This is a genomic window from Companilactobacillus farciminis KCTC 3681 = DSM 20184 (assembly GCF_002706745.1).
Classification (GTDB): domain Bacteria; phylum Bacillota; class Bacilli; order Lactobacillales; family Lactobacillaceae; genus Companilactobacillus; species Companilactobacillus farciminis.
Window position 1 is genome coordinate 2,061,373 of record NZ_CP017702.1, and the last position, 18,218, is coordinate 2,079,590.

19 protein-coding genes and 1 other annotated feature are annotated in these 18,218 nt (G+C 37.7%); of the genes, 4 read left to right on the forward strand and 15 right to left on the reverse strand.

Annotated features, from left to right (window positions below):
- Positions 1–65: 65 nt before the first annotated feature.
- A complete protein-coding gene (locus LF20184_RS12870; protein ID WP_010018589.1) occupies positions 66–179 on the reverse strand; it encodes a putative metal homeostasis protein in 114 nt (37 codons plus the stop codon).
- A gap of 9 nt (positions 180–188) precedes the next feature.
- Positions 189–458, reverse strand: a complete 270-nt coding sequence (rpsN, locus tag LF20184_RS10180; protein ID WP_010018588.1) for a 30S ribosomal protein S14 — start codon at positions 456–458, stop codon at positions 189–191.
- Between the two features lie 176 nt (positions 459–634).
- Between rpsN and LF20184_RS10185 the strand changes: the two genes are divergently transcribed.
- The 4 genes from LF20184_RS10185 (at position 635) to LF20184_RS10200 (ending at position 6,357) form a co-directional block, all read left to right on the forward strand.
- Entirely contained in the window at positions 635–1,300 is a 666-nt protein-coding gene (locus tag LF20184_RS10185; RefSeq protein WP_010018587.1) for a MarR family winged helix-turn-helix transcriptional regulator, read from the forward strand.
- 19 nt (positions 1,301–1,319) lie between these two features.
- Positions 1,320–3,074 (forward strand): ABC transporter ATP-binding protein, encoded by a 1,755-nt coding sequence (locus tag LF20184_RS10190; RefSeq protein ID WP_010018585.1) that lies wholly within the window; start codon positions 1,320–1,322, stop codon positions 3,072–3,074.
- Positions 3,075–3,307: 233 nt separating this feature from the next.
- Positions 3,308–5,521: an L-type lectin family protein gene (locus LF20184_RS10195; protein ID WP_010018583.1), complete on the forward strand. Its 2,214-nt coding sequence runs from the start codon at positions 3,308–3,310 to the stop codon at positions 5,519–5,521.
- Positions 5,522–5,598: 77 nt separating this feature from the next.
- Positions 5,599–6,357, forward strand: coding sequence for a biotin--[acetyl-CoA-carboxylase] ligase (locus tag LF20184_RS10200; protein ID WP_010018582.1), 759 nt, complete (start codon positions 5,599–5,601; stop codon positions 6,355–6,357).
- Between the two features lie 2 nt (positions 6,358–6,359).
- Here the strand turns inward: LF20184_RS10200 and LF20184_RS10205 are convergent, their stop codons facing one another.
- From LF20184_RS10205 to LF20184_RS10265, 13 genes are all read right to left on the reverse strand, one after another.
- Entirely contained in the window at positions 6,360–7,595 is a 1,236-nt protein-coding gene (locus LF20184_RS10205; protein ID WP_010018580.1) for an NRAMP family divalent metal transporter, read from the reverse strand.
- A 19-nt stretch (positions 7,596–7,614) separates the two neighbouring features.
- A complete protein-coding gene (locus LF20184_RS10210; RefSeq protein ID WP_010018578.1) occupies positions 7,615–8,364 on the reverse strand; it encodes a LamB/YcsF family protein in 750 nt (249 codons plus the stop codon).
- A gap of 24 nt (positions 8,365–8,388) precedes the next feature.
- Complete coding sequence (locus tag LF20184_RS10215) at positions 8,389–9,696, reverse strand: acetyl-CoA carboxylase biotin carboxylase subunit (protein WP_010018577.1); 1,308 nt, start codon at positions 9,694–9,696, stop codon at positions 8,389–8,391.
- A 10-nt stretch (positions 9,697–9,706) separates the two neighbouring features.
- On the reverse strand, positions 9,707–10,105 hold the full coding sequence (locus LF20184_RS10220; RefSeq protein WP_010018576.1) for an acetyl-CoA carboxylase biotin carboxyl carrier protein: 399 nt from the start codon (positions 10,103–10,105) through the stop codon (positions 9,707–9,709).
- Positions 10,106–10,119: 14 nt separating this feature from the next.
- Complete coding sequence (locus LF20184_RS10225) at positions 10,120–11,136, reverse strand: 5-oxoprolinase subunit C family protein (protein ID WP_010018575.1); 1,017 nt, start codon at positions 11,134–11,136, stop codon at positions 10,120–10,122.
- Positions 11,129–11,866, reverse strand: coding sequence for a 5-oxoprolinase subunit PxpB (gene pxpB / locus LF20184_RS10230; RefSeq protein WP_035181747.1), 738 nt, complete (start codon positions 11,864–11,866; stop codon positions 11,129–11,131). The genes LF20184_RS10225 and pxpB overlap by 8 nt, the downstream gene beginning before the upstream one ends.
- An 81-nt stretch (positions 11,867–11,947) precedes the next feature.
- Positions 11,948–12,724, reverse strand: coding sequence for a tryptophan synthase subunit alpha (gene trpA / locus LF20184_RS10235; protein WP_010018573.1), 777 nt, complete (start codon positions 12,722–12,724; stop codon positions 11,948–11,950).
- A complete protein-coding gene (gene trpB / locus LF20184_RS10240; protein ID WP_010018572.1) occupies positions 12,717–13,925 on the reverse strand; it encodes a tryptophan synthase subunit beta in 1,209 nt (402 codons plus the stop codon). Before trpB ends, trpA begins: the two co-directional genes overlap by 8 nt.
- 15 nt (positions 13,926–13,940) lie before the next feature.
- Positions 13,941–14,519, reverse strand: a complete 579-nt coding sequence (locus tag LF20184_RS10245; protein ID WP_010018571.1) for a phosphoribosylanthranilate isomerase — start codon at positions 14,517–14,519, stop codon at positions 13,941–13,943.
- A 3-nt stretch (positions 14,520–14,522) separates the two neighbouring features.
- Positions 14,523–15,302, reverse strand: coding sequence for an indole-3-glycerol phosphate synthase TrpC (gene trpC, locus LF20184_RS10250; RefSeq protein WP_010018569.1), 780 nt, complete (start codon positions 15,300–15,302; stop codon positions 14,523–14,525).
- On the reverse strand, positions 15,299–16,318 hold the full coding sequence (gene trpD / locus LF20184_RS10255; RefSeq protein ID WP_010018567.1) for an anthranilate phosphoribosyltransferase: 1,020 nt from the start codon (positions 16,316–16,318) through the stop codon (positions 15,299–15,301). The genes trpC and trpD overlap by 4 nt, the downstream gene beginning before the upstream one ends.
- 115 nt (positions 16,319–16,433) lie before the next feature.
- Positions 16,434–16,700 (reverse strand) — a binding site (T-box leader).
- Positions 16,701–16,786: 86 nt separating this feature from the next.
- Entirely contained in the window at positions 16,787–17,284 is a 498-nt protein-coding gene (locus LF20184_RS10260) for a macro domain-containing protein (protein WP_328285109.1), read from the reverse strand.
- 9 nt (positions 17,285–17,293) lie between these two features.
- Complete coding sequence (locus LF20184_RS10265; RefSeq protein ID WP_154645999.1) at positions 17,294–18,118, reverse strand: Cof-type HAD-IIB family hydrolase; 825 nt, start codon at positions 18,116–18,118, stop codon at positions 17,294–17,296.
- Between the last annotated feature and the right edge of the window lie 100 nt (positions 18,119–18,218).

Below are 18,218 nucleotides of genomic sequence, written 5' to 3' on the forward strand. Positions count from 1 at the left end.
ATATTATTAATTACACACAAGTTAATTATATCAGAGAAAGAAAACGTTTTCATTTAGATTGTTAATTATTTCACAGGTTTCTTTTTGCTATCTTTAATAGCTCTTAGAGCTCTTTTTCTAGTCTTTAAATTAGGACTTTTTAAATTGCGATAAGCCGTTGCTACATTCATTTTTTCCATAATAACTCCTTACCAACTAGCCTTCTTTACACCAGGAATTTGACCGGCGTGAGCTAGTTTTCTAAAGTTCAAACGGGACATCCCAAATTTGCGCATATAAGCGTGGGGACGACCGTCAATTGCATCACGATTCTTCAAACGAACCGGACTAGAATTACGAGGCAACTTGGATAAACCAATGTAATCACCCTTTGCCTTTAATTCTTGTCGTACTGCTGCATATCTTTCGATTAATTCTTGTTGCTTTTGATTTTTAATGATTTTTGATTTTTTAGCCATTTAATTCTCCCTAAATAGTAATTTTTACTATTACGATAATACTCTTTTAATTTTCAGAGTCAACAATTTTAATTTCTTAAAGAAAATAGTTGACATTTGTTTCGGTACCGAACTATACTGGTTTCTGCAATAAAGTTCGGTACCGAAACAATTTAATAGAAATGAGGATTTTAATTATGAGTAACTTAACAGATGATTTAATGAAACAATTACGCTTTATCAGTGAGGCCGCTAACTTCTACATGAGCCAAAAGAAGCAAAAACTTACGGGACAACAACGAGTTTTGGCTGTCTTGAAATTAGGCGACGGTCTCACGCAAAATTATTTACGTGAAATTTTGGACTTGAGTCCGAGTTCAATCGCTGAATTGATGAAAAAAATGGAAAACAACGGCGATATCATTCGTAAAGAAGATGAACACGACAAGCGCAGTAAACTGATCTACTTAACCGATGCTGGTCGTCAAAAAGCCGAAGACAATGCTTCTCTCAAAAATGAAAATTACAGTGAAGCCTTTCTAGCTGGTTTAAACGACGAAGAAAAAGTCGACTTCAGTGACTATCTCAAAAAGATTTCTGAGGGTTGGGACGATGATTTCAAACAAAATTCTGAAAAATTCATCGATCCAACTGACCGCTACCAAGCCATGCTTAACATGCGTGAACAAATGATGGATATGCGTGACAAAATGACACCCGAGGATATCGAACACATGCGTCATGAAATGCGTGAACATATGCGCCACTCACCTTTTAATCACTGCATGCCACAAGGTCCCCACGGACACCACGGTCGTCGCCCAGATTTTCGTCAAGATTTCTGGAACGGTTTTAGATATTAATTAGAACGAGGAAATGTTTATGCGCAATCCTGCAATCGAACAAGATTTACCTAAAAGCTCCAAATTCAATTTCAAGAATTTTCTTCAATTGATCAACAGTGTCAATCCAAAAAAATCTTTATTTATAATAGGATTACTATTAAGTTTAGTTACCAGTGGTGCTAGCTTGATCGTGCCACAATTGACCAAAGGATTGGTTGATACTTCAGGACTGTCAAAAATCGATGGTAAGATGCTGGCAGTTTTGATTTTAGCTTTCATAATCCAACTAGGTTTTGGAACAATCGGTGGCTACATTTTACGTTTTGTCGGCGAGAGTTCTGTCAAAACACTACGTGAGAAACTTTGGTCACACCTACTCAAACTACCAGTTGATTACTTTGATGATCACAAATCTGGTGAGAGTAGCTCTCGTTTAGTTAATGATACTAGTGTCATTAAAGATTTAATTACCTCTCAATTCCCTAACTTCATTACCGGTGCTATTCAATTAGTCGGTTCAATGATCATTCTCTTCTTCATGGATTGGAAAATGGCAACGTTGATGTTCAGTATCGTCCCAATTATCGTCTTGATTCTTTTGCCAATTGGTCGAATCATGTCACGACTAGGGCGAAAATTACAAGCTGCTACAGCTGACTTCAACGCCGATGCTAGTGAAAAATTATCCGAAGTGAGATTGATAAAATCTAGCAATGGTGAACAATTTGAAAAACAAACTGGTGGCAATTTAATCGACAAAATTTTCAAGGTCGGTATTAAAGATGCCAAAGTTGAAGCTGTCCTCCAACCTATCATGACGACTGTAATGTTAGGAATCTTTGTCGGTATTTTGGGATACGGAGCTGTCAGAATTCAACAAGGAACTTTGACTAGTGGTTCATTAGTAGCTTTCCTATTGTATCTATTCAACATCATTACCCCAGTTGCTAGTTTTGCAACATTCTTCTCACAAGTCCAAAAAGCCATGGGTTCCACAGAAAGAATTCAAGAAATTTTAAATACCCAGCCCGAAAACACTCAGGGTAAAATTTTAGACGTCGAAGGACAAACAATCAGTGCTCAACATTTAGACTTCAGTTATGATCCCAAACATCCCATTCTTCAAGACGTATCTTTTGAAGCCAAACCTAATACTGTGATTGCCTTTGCCGGACCATCTGGTGGTGGTAAATCAACTATTTTCTCACTATTAGAACGATTTTACCAACCTGACAGTGGCGAGATTTTCATTGGTAAAGACGGTATCAATCAAATTGATTTGAACAATTGGCGTTCACAGATTGGTTACGTTTCTCAAGATAGTGCTGTCTTTGCTGGTAGTATCCGTGATAACCTACAATACGGCCTAGATGAGAAACTATCTGACGAGCAATTGTGGCATGGATTGGAACTAGCTTACGCCAAAGAATTCGTATTTAATTTTCCTGAACAATTAGATACGCAAATTGGTGAGCGTGGCGTGAAATTATCCGGTGGTCAAAAACAGCGAATTGCCATTGCCCGTGCTTTCTTGCGTAATCCAAAGATTCTAATGTTAGATGAAGCTACAGCTAGCCTTGATTCAGAATCTGAAGAAAAAGTGCAACGTGCTTTAGATCAATTAATGATCGGCCGCACTACTCTAGTTATCGCACATCGACTTTCAACAATCGTTGACGCAGATCAAATTTTCTTCATTGAACGTGGTCAAGTAACAGGACATGGAACGCACAAACAACTCATGCAAGACCATGAATTATACTCTCAATACGTCAATGAACAAATGGTTTAATGTCTCCAAATAAAAATCGATTGACCTATGTTATCAATACATAGACCAATCGATTTTTTATTGCTAAAAAACATAAGCTTTTATATAGAATTATTAACATGTTTATACTAATATGAAGTTAGAAATCTGTTTAATCAGATTAACACAATTATGGTTATATCCTTATTGGGGGGATTATTATCAAAAAATTAGTTTATTTACTCTCATTAATAATTCTTAGCTTTGGGGCTTTTTTGGCGTTTAATTTAAATAATGCACAAGCTATCTCTCAATACTCTGGGTTATCAGAAAATGCTTCTCTATATAAACTTTTGAGTGACGATGATCATGTTCCAAATGGATTATCAGATGTCAGTCAATGGTTTGATATTGCTAATTTAAATAACGGTACTAATAATGCTAAACTGCTACCACCAAATTCCGGGAATAATTTCACTAGCCGTAACGTTATTGAAATCACTGACAAAGGCAAGAATGGTAGTTTCGGGGCTGTCTGGTCTAATCTCAACGCTTCTGACAAAGCCAACCAAAACTATATTGATATCAATAAAAAACAAACTATGTCAATGTGGTTACTCTTTGGTGGTGGTCGTAGCAATGGTAGTTACGGTGACGGAATGGCCTTTGTTTTACAAGGACAAGGGGCTGACGCCTTCAATCACCAATTAATCACCAATACCCCTGTCGGTGGTGAAACGATGGGTGTTTGGGGTGTACCTCTTAGAACGACTGTTGCAGAATTAGCTAACTCAGCTATCCAAAAGAGTTGGGCTCTTGAATTCGATACTAAGTTTAACGGCGACAATAGCATCGACAGTTACTACGATGTACCCTTAAATGCATTTCCTGACCCAACTGAAATTAATCACATTGCTTATAGTTACCCTGGCGATTCAAGTTCATATACCTTTGATTCGCAAAATGATTATCCTGAATTGATTCACTATGATCCTACTTTTAAAATCAATGGACAAAGAAACATTTTAACTGATCAACAATGGCATCATCTAACCATCACTTGGACACCAGAATCAATGACTGATACTGGTAAACCCATGATCACTTACAAATTCAACGACGAAACTCTAGATGGTGCTCCCAAAGAAGCCGACATTGAAAAAAACGTCAATATTGATTTATCTAAGATGCATTTAAATGGATTAACCAAATTGTATTGGGGATTCACAGGTTCAACTGGTGCAGATACTGAAACTAATTTGGTAGTCTTTGAATCAGTACCATCAATCGTTGAAGCTGACACTACTAGCAAATTGTTCGATATCACTCAAGCTGACGGTAGTGGCACTCCTCGTGAAGTTGGCGATTCTGGTAAAGTCAACAACGGCGATAAATTGTCACTTGAATACGATCTAAAATACCTCAGTGGTTCACAAAATTGGAAATCAATCGCTGCGGACATTGATTTACCTACCAATATTACTTACAACAGCGGTCAAATCACTTATACTGACGGTACAACTCAAAATCTTTCGGTCAGCGGGAACTCAACCAATGTGAAGGCAACCTTGAACAAAGATATTTCTTCTACTAATAAATTAGCCAAAATCACTTTCACCGGTACTGCTAAAGCCGATGCCAATACCGTTTCCACTTCAGTAGCTAGTCAACATGCTAGTTTTATCGGAACCAACTTGCAAAAAAACGTTATGTCACCAGCATTCACTATCGTTCAACCAAAGAAATTGACCTTAACCGCTAATAGTGAAGACAATCAAACAGTCAAGATATCTGGTCAAACTAATTTAGGAGGTATCGTAGCATACAATCCCGCTGATACACTCGATGATTCTAAGATTACTATCCACCGTATTATCAATGGCTCTGAAACACCAAGTTCAAATAATGCTCCACTTCTAGGTAGTTTGAATTCTAACAGTTCTGCTGACACTTTCAGTTACAATGTTTCGGCAAAGGATCTAACTGAAGGTAAAAATACTGTTTCTTTCTATGCCGAAGATGAAAACTTCAATCAATCTAATCTCATCACTTATACTGTCAACGTCGTTGGCGATTTAATCGTCAACGCTGCACAAACTAGTCATTTCCAAACTGTTCAAGAATATCCTACCAATCGAATGATCCACCGTAGTAAAGATTGGTCTTTGACCGTTAACGACCAACGTTCGAAAAATTCATCCTGGACTTTGCAAGCTCAAGCAACATCCCTTTCCAATGGTTCACAGACTTGGGACAATGGCGGAATAATCTTTGTTGATAAAGATGGCAATGTTTACCCAATTACCAACAGGGTCGCTAACATTGCTAATGGCACCAAATCTCAAGATGCGGAGCAACAATTCGACATCGATGACAGTTGGGGTCACGACAATGGAATCCTATTACAACAAAGTGGCATTGAACCCACTGGAACGTATACTTCCACCATCACTTGGACTGCCGTTGATGGAATTAAAAACATTGGCTAGACTTTCATTATTTTACTAACAAATAGTGAAAGTCTTTTTTGGTATAATAATGTTAATTACTCATTTGGAGGTTCCTCTTGTTACCCTTAAATAAAAATAGTATTTTATCTCACTTAGACTCTCCTGTTTCGATTCAAGTCTTCGATGAAATAGACTCGACTAATACTTTTTTGAAACGAAATTTTATAGATTTTTCGTCTGAACGACCTTCTCTAATAGTGGCTAATTCCCAGTCTGCCGGTTACGGTAAATTTAAAAGAAACTTTTTTTCTCCTAATTCTGGAGTTTACTTCAGCATTTTATTGCCACACCAATTAGTTAAAAATCCTAATTTACTAACTTTGGCAGCTGGGGTGGCTGTTTGTTCTGTCTCGAAAAAATTTATTCCTAGTGGAAACTTCTCTCTAAAATGGGTCAATGATATTTTGATAGACGGACTCAAATGTGGCGGTATTTTGGCAGAAAACATTTCCGATGATAAGGGCAATTCAGCTTTTATTATCGGTATTGGAGTGAATATCAACGTTAAACAATTCCCAGATGAATTAATCGGAATCGCCAGCAACATCCCACAATCTGAAGAATTTGATCGTAATTTCTTCATAGCTGAGGTAATTAATTCATTTTTAGAACTTTTATCAGAAAATCAGCAGATCATCCCCCAATTTCGTCTGCTTTGTTCTACTTTTGGACATCGTGTCGAAATCACTAACGGTAACCAAATAGTTGTTGGTCAGGCAGTCAACGTTGATGATTCAGGAGCTTTAATTGTCATTGACGACAAAAAAAATCACCACCTATTCAATAGTGGTGAAGTTTCTAAGATTAGTATTTGATTTTACAAAAGATTAAGAACTGCTTCGACACTAGCATATAGCATGAAGACTACTACGAACCAACCAGTGATCGTCAAAAACCATGAATGGTGATATTTGCCAATGATGTCTTTTTTCTTAGCAGCAATCAATAAGATAGCTAGAGAAATTGGCAAGATGAAACCATTGATAGCTCCTACTACAACTAAGATCTTTGCCGGTTCACCGATGAAGTAAAAGACTACGGTTGAAAAAATAATGAATCCCATCACTAAGAGACGATTGTAGCGGGCCATTTTTGCTTCTGACTTTTCTTTTCTAGCGTAATTTAAAAAGGAAATTGAAGTAAAAGTTGAACCCAAAGTAGATGTCATTCCGGCTGCAAATAGCAAGAGTCCGAAAAACTTATAACCGAAGTTTCCAGCGGCATATTTAAAAATTGAAGCAGCCGGATTACTTGGATCTAGTTTGTAACCGACACTAACGACTGCTAGTCCAGCTAAGAATAAGAGAATACGAATCAAGGATGCAACACCGATACCAGTGATGGCACCTTCGTTGACGTATTTGAGTTCCTTTTCACCCTTCATTCCACCTTCAATCAAACGATGTCCTCCGGAGAAAGAAATATATCCTCCAACAGTTCCACCGATAATAGTTACGATTGAATAAAAGTTGATATTAGTTGGCATAAACGTGTGTGTCACAGCGGCTTGATAAGGCACGGCCATAACGCAGATGATATAAATCAAAATACCGATTTTTACGACTGCCAATAACTGAACCGTTCGATCAACAACTGTCATGGCATTCTTAGCAACGAAGATAGCAATCGCAATACAGGCCGCTATTACCGCACCATTTTCAGGGGAGATTCCAAACAAAACATTCAATCCTAAACCTGCCCCACCGATATTACCGATGTTGAACAAAAGTCCTCCAACGGCAACTAAAAATGATAAGACATAACCTAATCCTGGTAAAACTTCGTTAGCGATAACTTGAGCTCTCTTGCCACTGACGACGATGATACGCCAAACATTCATTTGAACAATAAAGTCTACAATGATACACAGTAAAATTGCAAAACCAAAGTTAGCCCCCATTTCACCTGTGAAAGTCGCTGTTTGAGTTAGAAATCCTGGTCCCACAGCTGCCATCGCCATCAAGAACGCTGCACCCATAGCTATGCTTCGTGGAGAACGAGTTGGGGTCATTTTTGGATCCACAAATTCTTTTTCTTTCTTATCCATAATCATCTTTACCTTTTCCTAAAGTTTAAAAGGGAATAATTTCAATCCCAGCATCAATTAATGTGGCTCTCAATTCAGAAACAATATTTAAGGCCTGCTGGTTATCGCCATGGACACAGATTGAATCTGGCTTTAGAGGTATTTTCGTTCCATCAATAGCAATTATTTCTTCATTTTCAATCATAATTTTGACCCTTTTAGCTACTTCTTGAGGGTCTTTGATAACTGCCTTTGGCAATGATCGGCTGACCAAAGTGCCATCAGCATTGTAATTGCGGTCGCCAAAAGCTTCTTGAGCATAAGGAATTCCCACCTCTTGAGCAGCTTTGATCAATTCAGAATTGGCTAAACCATAAATTGGCAAATCAGGATCAACTTGTTTGATTCCCTCACAGATGGCAACTGCTAAATCGTGATCCGTGGCAGCCATATTGTAAAGAGCTCCATGGGGTTTCACGTGCTGCAATTTCTTGTTAGATGTGAAGGCCATCAAAGCGCCAACTTGATAAGTAATCATATTCTTCACTTCTGTTGGTTTCATTGCCATTTTTCGACGACCGAATCCTTGTAGATCAGGAAATCCGGGATGAGCACCGACACCAATACCAGCTTCTTCTGCTAAAGCAACGGTTTTTGCCATTACATCCGGGTCTCCAGCGTGAAAACCACAGGCAATGTTAACTGAACTAACTAATGGAATAATTTCAGAATCTCTTCCTAAACTGTATCTACCAAAGCTTTCTCCTAAATCACTATTTAAATCAATTTTTGTCATGATGTCCCCCTATTTTTAAGTTGCTTAATTGGCTAAATTGTCTAACCAACTAATATCGGTATGGTTAATTTTATAATCAGGCTCTTCAATCACTTGCATCAAAAAGTCTAGATTAGTCTGAACTCCATCAATAACTGTTTCTTCTAAAGCTTCTGACATTTGACGAATTGCTGTTTCACGGTCAGAAGCAAAACTGATGATTTTGGCAATCATTGAGTCATACTGTGATGGCACCTTATATCCTTGATACAAAGCACTATCCGTTCTAATTCCATGACCAGCTGGCAAATGCAGTGCCTCAATCTTACCAGCAGTTTTGGCATTGATTCGACATTCCAAAGCAAAGTTGTGTTCATGAATTTCTGCAAAAGGAATCGGTTCTCCTTGAGCAATTTTAATCTGTAAATCAATCAAATCGACATCACTAGTCAATTCTGTAATAGGATGTTCAACCTGAACTCGAGTATTCATTTCCATAAAATAAAATTCTTCAGGACCATTGACTAAAAATTCCATTGTCCCCAATCCTTCAAAATCAATATCTTGAGTTGCTTTCACTGACACGTCATACATTTGTTGACGTGTTTTTTCGTCTAACGTACTAGCAGGTGCTTCTTCGATAACTTTTTGATGGCGTTGCTGCAAACTACAGTCTCTTTCTCCAATAGCAATTGCATTGCCAAACTGATCAGCTGCAACTTGGACTTCAATGTGACGTGGATGAGCTAAGAATTTTTCAAGATACATGTGCGAATCTCCAAAAGATACTTTGGCTTCAGCTTGAGCTAAATCAAATTCTCTTTCTAAATCCTTTACATTTTCAACAACACGCATCCCTTTTCCACCACCACCGGCACTAGCCTTGAGCATGACTGGATAACCAATTTTTTCGGCAGCAATTTTGGCATCATCAAGGTCTAAAAAATCACTTTCTGAACCAGCAATAACAGGAACACCAGCTTGAATCATCGTTTCACGAGCGGTCGATTTTTCACCCATCGTTGCAATAACTTCTGAACTTGGGCCAATAAACTTGATACCTTGTTCTTCACATAATTTGGCAAAATCTGCATTCTCTGATAAGAAGCCATATCCAGGATGAATCGCATCAGATTGAGTAATTTCAGCTGCAGCAATGATACTGTTTTGATTCAAGTAACTATCTTCTGGATTTGGTCCCCCGATACAAACTGCTTCATCAGCCATGGCAACGTGCATCGCATCTTTATCGGCTGTCGAATAAACTGCCACGCTGAGAATATCCAAAATTTTGCAAGCGCGAATAATTCTTACGGCAATTTCACCACGATTGGCAATCAATATTTTTTTCATTCAAACCACCTCATTTCAACATGAACAGTGGTTGGTCATATTCAACTTGATCACCGTTTGATACGAGAATTTTATCAACGATACCATCTTTGTCAGCTTTTACTTCGTTCATCATTTTCATAGCTTCAATAATCGCGATTGACTGACCTTTTATTACTTTGTCACCTGATTTTACTAAAGGAGCTTTATCAGGCTGTTCGGATGAATAAAATGTTCCCACGAATGGTGCTGTGATAGTTTTTTCTTCTGATGTTGGTTCAGAGCTTATTGTCTGCTGTGGAGCAACATTTTCAGAGCTAGTAATATTTCGTTCTAAAACGATATGACCTTCTTTGTCGTCAATTTCTAAATGACTCAAACCCGCTTCATTCATCAATTCAATCATTTTTTGAACTTTATCTAATTCCATTTCATTCATCCTCCTTATTTGTTAGCTCGAATCAAGCGACTAATTTTGATAGCATTTCGTCTGATTGGTCCAATCGGTTCGATGTAGCGTCCGGCATACCATTTTTCAAAAGTATCGTTAATAACTTTTTGCTGCTGGACTAGTTTTTCAACCGCTGTATCTATATCCGTCAACACAAATTTGAATTGCTGGCCTTGTTTCATCTGGACAAATCTATTCAAATCGGCACGAATAATTGTTCCAATCACCGGATAGCCACCAGTCGTCTGACGGTCAGCCAATAAAGCAATCGGACTACCATCACGGGTGATCTGAATATTGCCCAAAACAGTTCCTTCTGACAGCAAGTTCTTGTTAGGAACTTCTAATTTAGGTCCATTGAGGCGATAACCCATTCGATCCATCTGTTCTGATATTTGGTAAATTTCACTTTGAAATTGTTCGTGAGCACTTTGCGAAAACATCTCCCAATGTGGTCCTTTGACGAAATGAATCTCAGTAATTTTTTCCGATTTAAAAACGATTTTTCGAGAACTTAAGCTAGGCATCACTACACTGTCTCGAATCGGTATCGTATCACCAGTTTCTAAAGCTCGTCCATCGAGTCCACCCATTTTTGTTCGTAAAGTTGTTGAACGACTGTCCAAAACCGGTTGAGTAATTACACCGCCGTTTGAAAAAGCTAAGTAGCCGTAATTGCCTTCAATCACTGGACCTATTTTTAAAATAGAACCTTCAGAAACTTCCACTACTTCGTTTTGCAATATCGGTTGATCGTTCAAAGTAGCATTGACTTTGCCACCAGTTAAAGCAATAAAGGAATCGCAAGCAAATCGTAAAGTCGGACCGGTTGAAACAAACTCCAAGGATGCCGAATTGCGATGATTATTGACCAATAAATTAGCCAATTTATAACTAAATCTATCCATCGCACCAGATTCAGGAAAACCTTCAATTTGGTGATTAGGACGTCCCAAATCCTGAACAGTAGTTGACAACCCTGGTTGAATAACACGAACAAAGTTAGCCATTATCAATGTCTCCTTCCTTGATCACTTTTAATGAATACTTACCGGCAGCATCCAACTGCTGGATTTTCTGATATTCTTTTTCATCAATGGGAACGAAACGAATGTAATCGCCAGAACGATATTTCAACTGTGGTCGGGCCGGATCATAAAGTTTAACTGGAGTTCGTCCCAATATACGCCATCCACCGGGAGATTCGACCGGATACATCCCCGTCTGGGCTCCAGCAATACCAACGCTACCTGGGGCAATACTTTTACGAGGAACTTCAAGTCTTGGCATAGCAATCTTTTCAGGAACTGAACCCATGTATGCGAAGCCTGGCAAAAAGCCCATCATATAAATAAAATAATCTGTTCCTGAATGCAATTTGATCAATTCTTCAACACTGATAGCAGCAAATTTAGCCACATCTTCTAAGTCAGGACCATATTTTGGACTATAAAAAACAGGCAGTTCAATAATTGACCTGCCCGTTTTTGTTAGTTCATTTGAATTTACAATGATTTCATCAATTTGATTAACTAATTCTTTAAAAGAAGTTAAGTCAAAATCAAAATTGACGGTTAACGTATGATATGCAGGTATGACACCCGTAACCCCAACCGCCTTTTGTTCGATTAGTTCACGAGCTATATTTTGGATTAGTTTATTTTCTTCAACGTTGATCTGTTCGGGAAACTCGACTTCCAAAGACTGCTCGTTTACTTGAAAATAACTGTAATCCATCATAAATACCCTCCATAAATTAGAAATAAATTAAATTAATTGTAATATTGTTTCTTAAATGAATCAATAAGTATTTTTTTCTTTTTATTCAAATAAGTTTTCTCTGATTGATTGTGAGTACTGTGCCAGCTGGTTTTGCACGTCAATTCCTCCTTCAGAAATAATTTTGACTACCGCACTGCCAATAATAACTCCATCAGCAATTTCGGATAGTTTGCGCGCTTGTTCTGGTGAATGGATTCCAAAACCAATTGCGGCTGGCACATCAGTCACTTTATGAATTCTATCAATTGTTTCTGACAAGTTTTGAATGGCAATTTCATCCCTAATTCCAGTTACACCAAGGGATGACACCACATAGATAAATCCAGTAGCATTGCGAGCTATTTTTTCGATTCTGTCAGCAGATGTTGGAGCAATCAAGGGAATCAAAGCAATATCATATTCATCAGCATAAGATTTGATCTCAGCTTGCTCTTCCAAAGGCAAATCGGGAATAACTAAACCAGAAACATCTAGTTCTTGGCATCTTCGACAAAACTTGTCATAGCCGTATTTGAACGGAATATTCGCATAAGTTAGAAAAACTAGTGGAACCGAACTAGATTCCCTAACTTTTTCAACAATTTCAAAAACCGTCTCTGTATTAACACCGGCACTAAAGGCTCTTAAATCTGCTGCTTGAATCACTGGACCGTCAGCTACCGGATCTGAAAACGGAATTCCTAATTCCACAATGTCGGCACCATTTTTGGCTAACGTTAAAATACTTTCAACGGTTGTGTCAAAATCTGGATCATCAGCTACAACGAATGGAATGAAAGCTTTATTATTTTGAAATACTTTAGTTAAATTAGTCATCGATATCTACCCCTCTATACTTAGCAATTGATGAAACATCCTTATCTCCACGTCCAGAAACTGTACAAATAATGATTTGGTCTTTAGACATTTTTGGAGCGATTTTTTGAACGTAGGCTAAAGCGTGACAACTTTCAATCGCTGCAATGATACCTTCAGTTTTGGCAATATATTCAAAAGCATTGACCGCTTCATCATCTGTAATACCAACATATTGCGCACGTTTTAATTCTGCTAAGCGAGCATGTTCTGGACCAACTCCCGGATAATCAAGTCCGGCTGAAATGGAATAAACTTTATCAATTTGACCATCGTCATTTTGTAAGAAGAGTGACTTCATCCCGTGAAAAATTCCAACTGATCCACGTTCAATCGTTGCGGCAGTCTGGTCAGTATCGACACCTTTTCCAGCCGCTTCACAACCAATTAATTGAACATCTTTATCATCGATATAATCGGCAAAACTACCAATGGCATTACTACCACCGCCGACACAGGCAACGACCATATCTGGTAATTTACCTTCGGTTTCTAAAATTTGTTGCTTCGATTCCTTGCTGATGACACTTTGAAAATCGTGCACCATTTCAGGGAACGGATAAGGTCCAACAGCTGATCCTAAAATGTAAAAAGTATCATCAACTCGACTAGCCCACTCTTGCATTGTGGCATTGACAGCATCCTTTAAGACCATTGAACCACTAGTAACAGCATGGACTTTGGCGCCGAGCAATTGCATTCGATAAACGTTCAATTTTTGTCTTTCGGTATCTTTTTTACCCATAAAAATCTCGCATTCCATCCCGAACAATGCTGCAATCGTAGCCGTGGCGACACCGTGTTGACCTGCTCCAGTTTCAGCAATCAAACGAGTTTTGCCCATTCTCTTTGCAATCAGAGCTTGTCCGATAACGTTGTTGATCTTGTGAGCTCCAGTATGATTCAAATCTTCACGCTTCAAGTAAATTTTGGCTCCACCAAGGTCTTTAGTCATTTTTTCTGCGTAATATAGTAATGATGGTCGGTTGGCGTAGTTGTTTAACAAATTGTGAAACTCTGCCAAAAATTCTGGATCATCTTTGTAGCGGTTATATGCTTTGGAAACGGCATTGATTTCATTAACTAAAGTTTCTGGAATGTATTGACCTCCGAATTGACCATATTTTCTAATATCAGTTGTATCTTTTTGCATTTCTTTCATAGGAAAATCCTCCGATTATAATTGATGTACTAATTTGACTATCTCGTTGATTTTTTGTGGATCTTTTTGGTTGTTAGTTTCAACCCCTCGCGATAAATCAACAAATTGTGGTTTTATTGCTTTAATAGCAGTTGTTATGTTTTTTAAATTTAAGTTTCCAGCGATTATTAAAGGCTGAGAAAAATTGTTTTGATAATCTTGCCAATGAACTATTTTTCCATCCCCTTTGCCACTATCCAGCATGACGTAATCAGCTTGGGGGTCTCGTATTCGATCAGGTTTAAAAACTTTAATTACCGGGATATTTTGTTGCTGAAGTTTTTCTATGACAGTTTCACTTTCTGATCCGTGTAGTTGAATCATCGAAACAGCTTTACTTTTAATGGCCTTAAACATTTCTTCTAGTGGTGCATCTACGAAAACGCCAACACTCGGAATCTGGGGATCCAAATATTTTCTTAAGGTCATTGCTTGTGACAAACTAATTTGATGTCGACCAGAGGCAAAGATAAATCCGGCTAAATCTGGTTTTGCTACGTTTACGGCTGCAATGTCTTTTGGTGTCATCAAGCCGCATATTTTTATTTTTGTCATAATTTACACACTTTTGAAATCATTGATAATTTCAGCTTTATTTTTAGCTTTCATAAATGTTTCACCAATCAAAACTCCATTGATACCAGCCTTTTTCAGCAGTTTAATATCAGCTTTTGTCTTGATGCCACTTTCGGCAATCACGGGAATATCAACTGGAATCAATTTCTTCAATTTAAGGCTGTTATTGAAATTGACTGAAAAATCTTTTAAATTGCGATTGTTGATGCCAATAATTTCACTTTTAGCTCGTAAAGCGCGCTTTAATTCTGTTTCGTCATGTACTTCTACGATGGCTGCTAAACCTAATTCTTTGGCTAATTTTAAATAATCTTTCAACTGTTCATCTGACAGGATTGCCACTATTAACAGGATCAAACTAGCCTGGGCAATTTTAGCTTGGTAAATCATGTAAGGATCAATCGTAAAATCCTTGCGCAAAACTGGTAGATCAACTTCTTGTGTGATTTGTTGTAAATATTTTAAATTGCCTTGAAAATAATCAGGTTCAGTCAAAACAGAAATCATATCAATCTTATTGGCTTGGTATTCTTGAGCAATTTCTAAGTATGGAAAGTCTTGAACAATCACACCTTTTGATGGTGAAGCCTTTTTGATTTCGGCGATGAAGATCAATTCTGGTTCTAACAACTTATTAACAATCAACTGTGGATTCTTCATTGGCGCTTTTTGGCTTTGTTTTTTTAGAGTAGCTAAACTTTGTAACTTTTTTTCTCTTATCAGTCGTTGTTTGGTCGCTGTAACTAAATCGTCTAATATCAAGCTGCAACACCAGCTTCAGTTAATTTGATAAATTGATTTAGTTTAGCTAGTGCCTGTCCACTGTCGATTGTTTGTCTAGCAATCGTGATAGCTTGTTGGATTGAAAGTTCTGGTCTAGCTGTATGAATGGCTAAGGCCGAATTTAGTAAAATGATGTCACGTTTAGCACCACTTTGACCGTTTAAAATTTCTAAAGTAATTTGAGCATTTTCTTGTGGTGTGCCACCGATAATTTGATTTTTAGTTGCCCGATTTAAACCAAATTGTTCGGGGGTGATTTCATATTTCTTGAAATTATCGCCGTGTACTTCCATCACCGTAGTTGGTGCAGAAATTGAAGCTTCGTCGAATCCATCTTGACCATGAATTACTAAGGCATTCTTTACACCCAACTGTTGTAAAACTTTTGCCATTGGTTCAACTAGGCTTTCATCATAAACACCCAACACTTGGCTATTGGCATGAGCTGGATTTGCTAGTGGACCTAGGATATTGAATAGAGTTCTGATTCCTAATTCCTTTCTGATCGGAGCGACAAATTTCATTGCCTTGTGATATTCCTGGGCGAACAAGAAACAGATGCCGATTTGATTGAGAATAGCTTCACTTCGTTTAGGATCGACTTGAATTTTGACCCCAAGAGATTCCAAAACATCAGCGGCGCCACTCTTTGAACTAGCGGCTCGATTGCCATGTTTAGCAACTGGAATTCCACTGGCTGCAACGACTAAAGCTGAAGTAGTAGAGATATTAAATGAATTAGAATGATCTCCGCCAGTACCAACGATTTCTAACACTGGTTCATCAGCGTGAAATTCTAAAGCTCGGTTTCTCATAGCATTGGCAGCTCCAGCAATTTCTTCTACGGTTTCTTTTTTCACACTCAAAGCGGTTAAGAAACTAGCAATTTGAATGGGACTAGTTTTACCCGTCATTATTTCATCGATCACTTGGTTAGTTTCTTCAAAAGTTAAATCTGTACCTGCGGCAATTTTTTTAATAGCATTTTCAATCATTTTTTCTTCCTCCAAATTAATAGCCTGTTAATTAATTTGAAGTTTGCCATCGTCTATCATTTTTCATAAGAAAGCCTCCTTGAGAATAAAAAAAATCCGTCCATAAACAATTAAGTTTAAGGACGGATTACCCGCGGTGCCACCTTATTTTAATGGAGAAAAATAGAGTATACCAAAAATATACTCAAATTCTTCATCCATTACTCTTAGCGAAGGACCAACATCCTCCCGACAACTTACGTATGCCTGACGTCTTCCCGTACTATAACTTCGGGGAAACCCTCGATGGTCCATTTAATTATCTGCGTTCGACTGCCATTCTCAGCACCGGCAATTCTCTGGGCGTGCACAATAATCTTGATCTCCATCTCATCGGTTTATGGACGAATTAATTTGTTGTTATGAGATTAAATCTTAATCTTATTTTTGTCAACAGTTAAATTGGAATTTTTTTAATTTTATTAAAAATCACAAACATTTTTTAGCAATTTTTTCCGTAGATTCATCAAAAGCCACAAAATAAATTCGTGCATCTAAATCAAATTTCTTCACGTTTTCCACAGCAATATTAATAGCTTCTTCTAGTGGATAACCATAAACACCAGTGCTTAAGAACGGAATGGCTAAAGAATTTACTTCTAATTTTTGAGCAAGTTTCATAATTGATTGGTAGGCAGCTGCTAGTAATTCAGCTTCGCCATGTTCACCGTCTTGATATTTAGGTCCAACTGCATGAATAACATAGTCAGCGTTCAAATCAAATGCCGGCGTATACACAGCAGTACCTGTAGGGGTTCCACCGAACTTCAACATAGCTCGACCAAGCTCTGGACCAGCCTTCTTATTGATTGCTCCATCAACTCCACCACCTGGTACTAAAGCAGAATTGGCTGCATTGACGATTGCATCGACGTGAAATGGTAAATAAGCAATATCGCCTTTGATAATTGAAAATTTTTCCATCATACTAACTCCCTAGAGAGCGTATTTCTCAATAGCTTTTGATACGCCATTTTGATTATTAGTCTCTGTTACCACATTAGCACATTTTTGAACTTCAACTGGAGCATTTTGCATTGCAACGCCTAATCCAGCAATTTTTAACATCGGTACGTCATTGAAATTATCGCCCAAAGTCATCGTATTTGCTAAATCCAATTGATAAGTTTTAGCCAATTCACGTAAAGCTTTTTCTTTAGAAACATTGCTGTTAGTAATTTCTAAATAATTAGGTTTTGATAAGTAAAACGAACTATTTGAGAAACCTGACTGCTTGAAGTAATTTAAAGCACGTTGAATTTGCTCAGTTTCGCCAATCAACAACAATTTGTGAATTGGTACGGTATGTTCTGCAATTAGTTTTGGCAAGTTCTTAACGATTGGATCCATTTTAGTAATATCAGCTTCAACTTTAACCCACTTATCTAAATCATTGACATACCAATCAGAACCTGAATATAAATTGACAGAGACTTCTGGGAATTTTTGTCCAAGAATCGTAAGCATCTCTCCCACTTCAGGTACATTTAATTCATGTCTCAAAATAGTGGTATAGTTTTCTTCATGTAAATCTTTGACGACTAAAGCACCGTTATAACAAGCAATCGGATTGTCCAAAACATCCAAGTCTGCAGCAATCTGACGCATTCCTTCAGGAGATCTAGCAGAAGCCAAAACAAAGGGTACACCTTTTTGACGCAACTTCTTAATAGCGGCTTTTAAGCCAGTATCAATCACATTGTCATCATTTAAAATCGTCCCATCAATATCACTCAAAATCAGTTTAATTTCACTCATCAAAAAACCTCCTCTATTCTCATTATGACATGAATAACTAGGTGTTGCTAATAAGGTTTCAGAAGTACTGCAATATGCTAAAATTAAAATGATTATAGGGAGG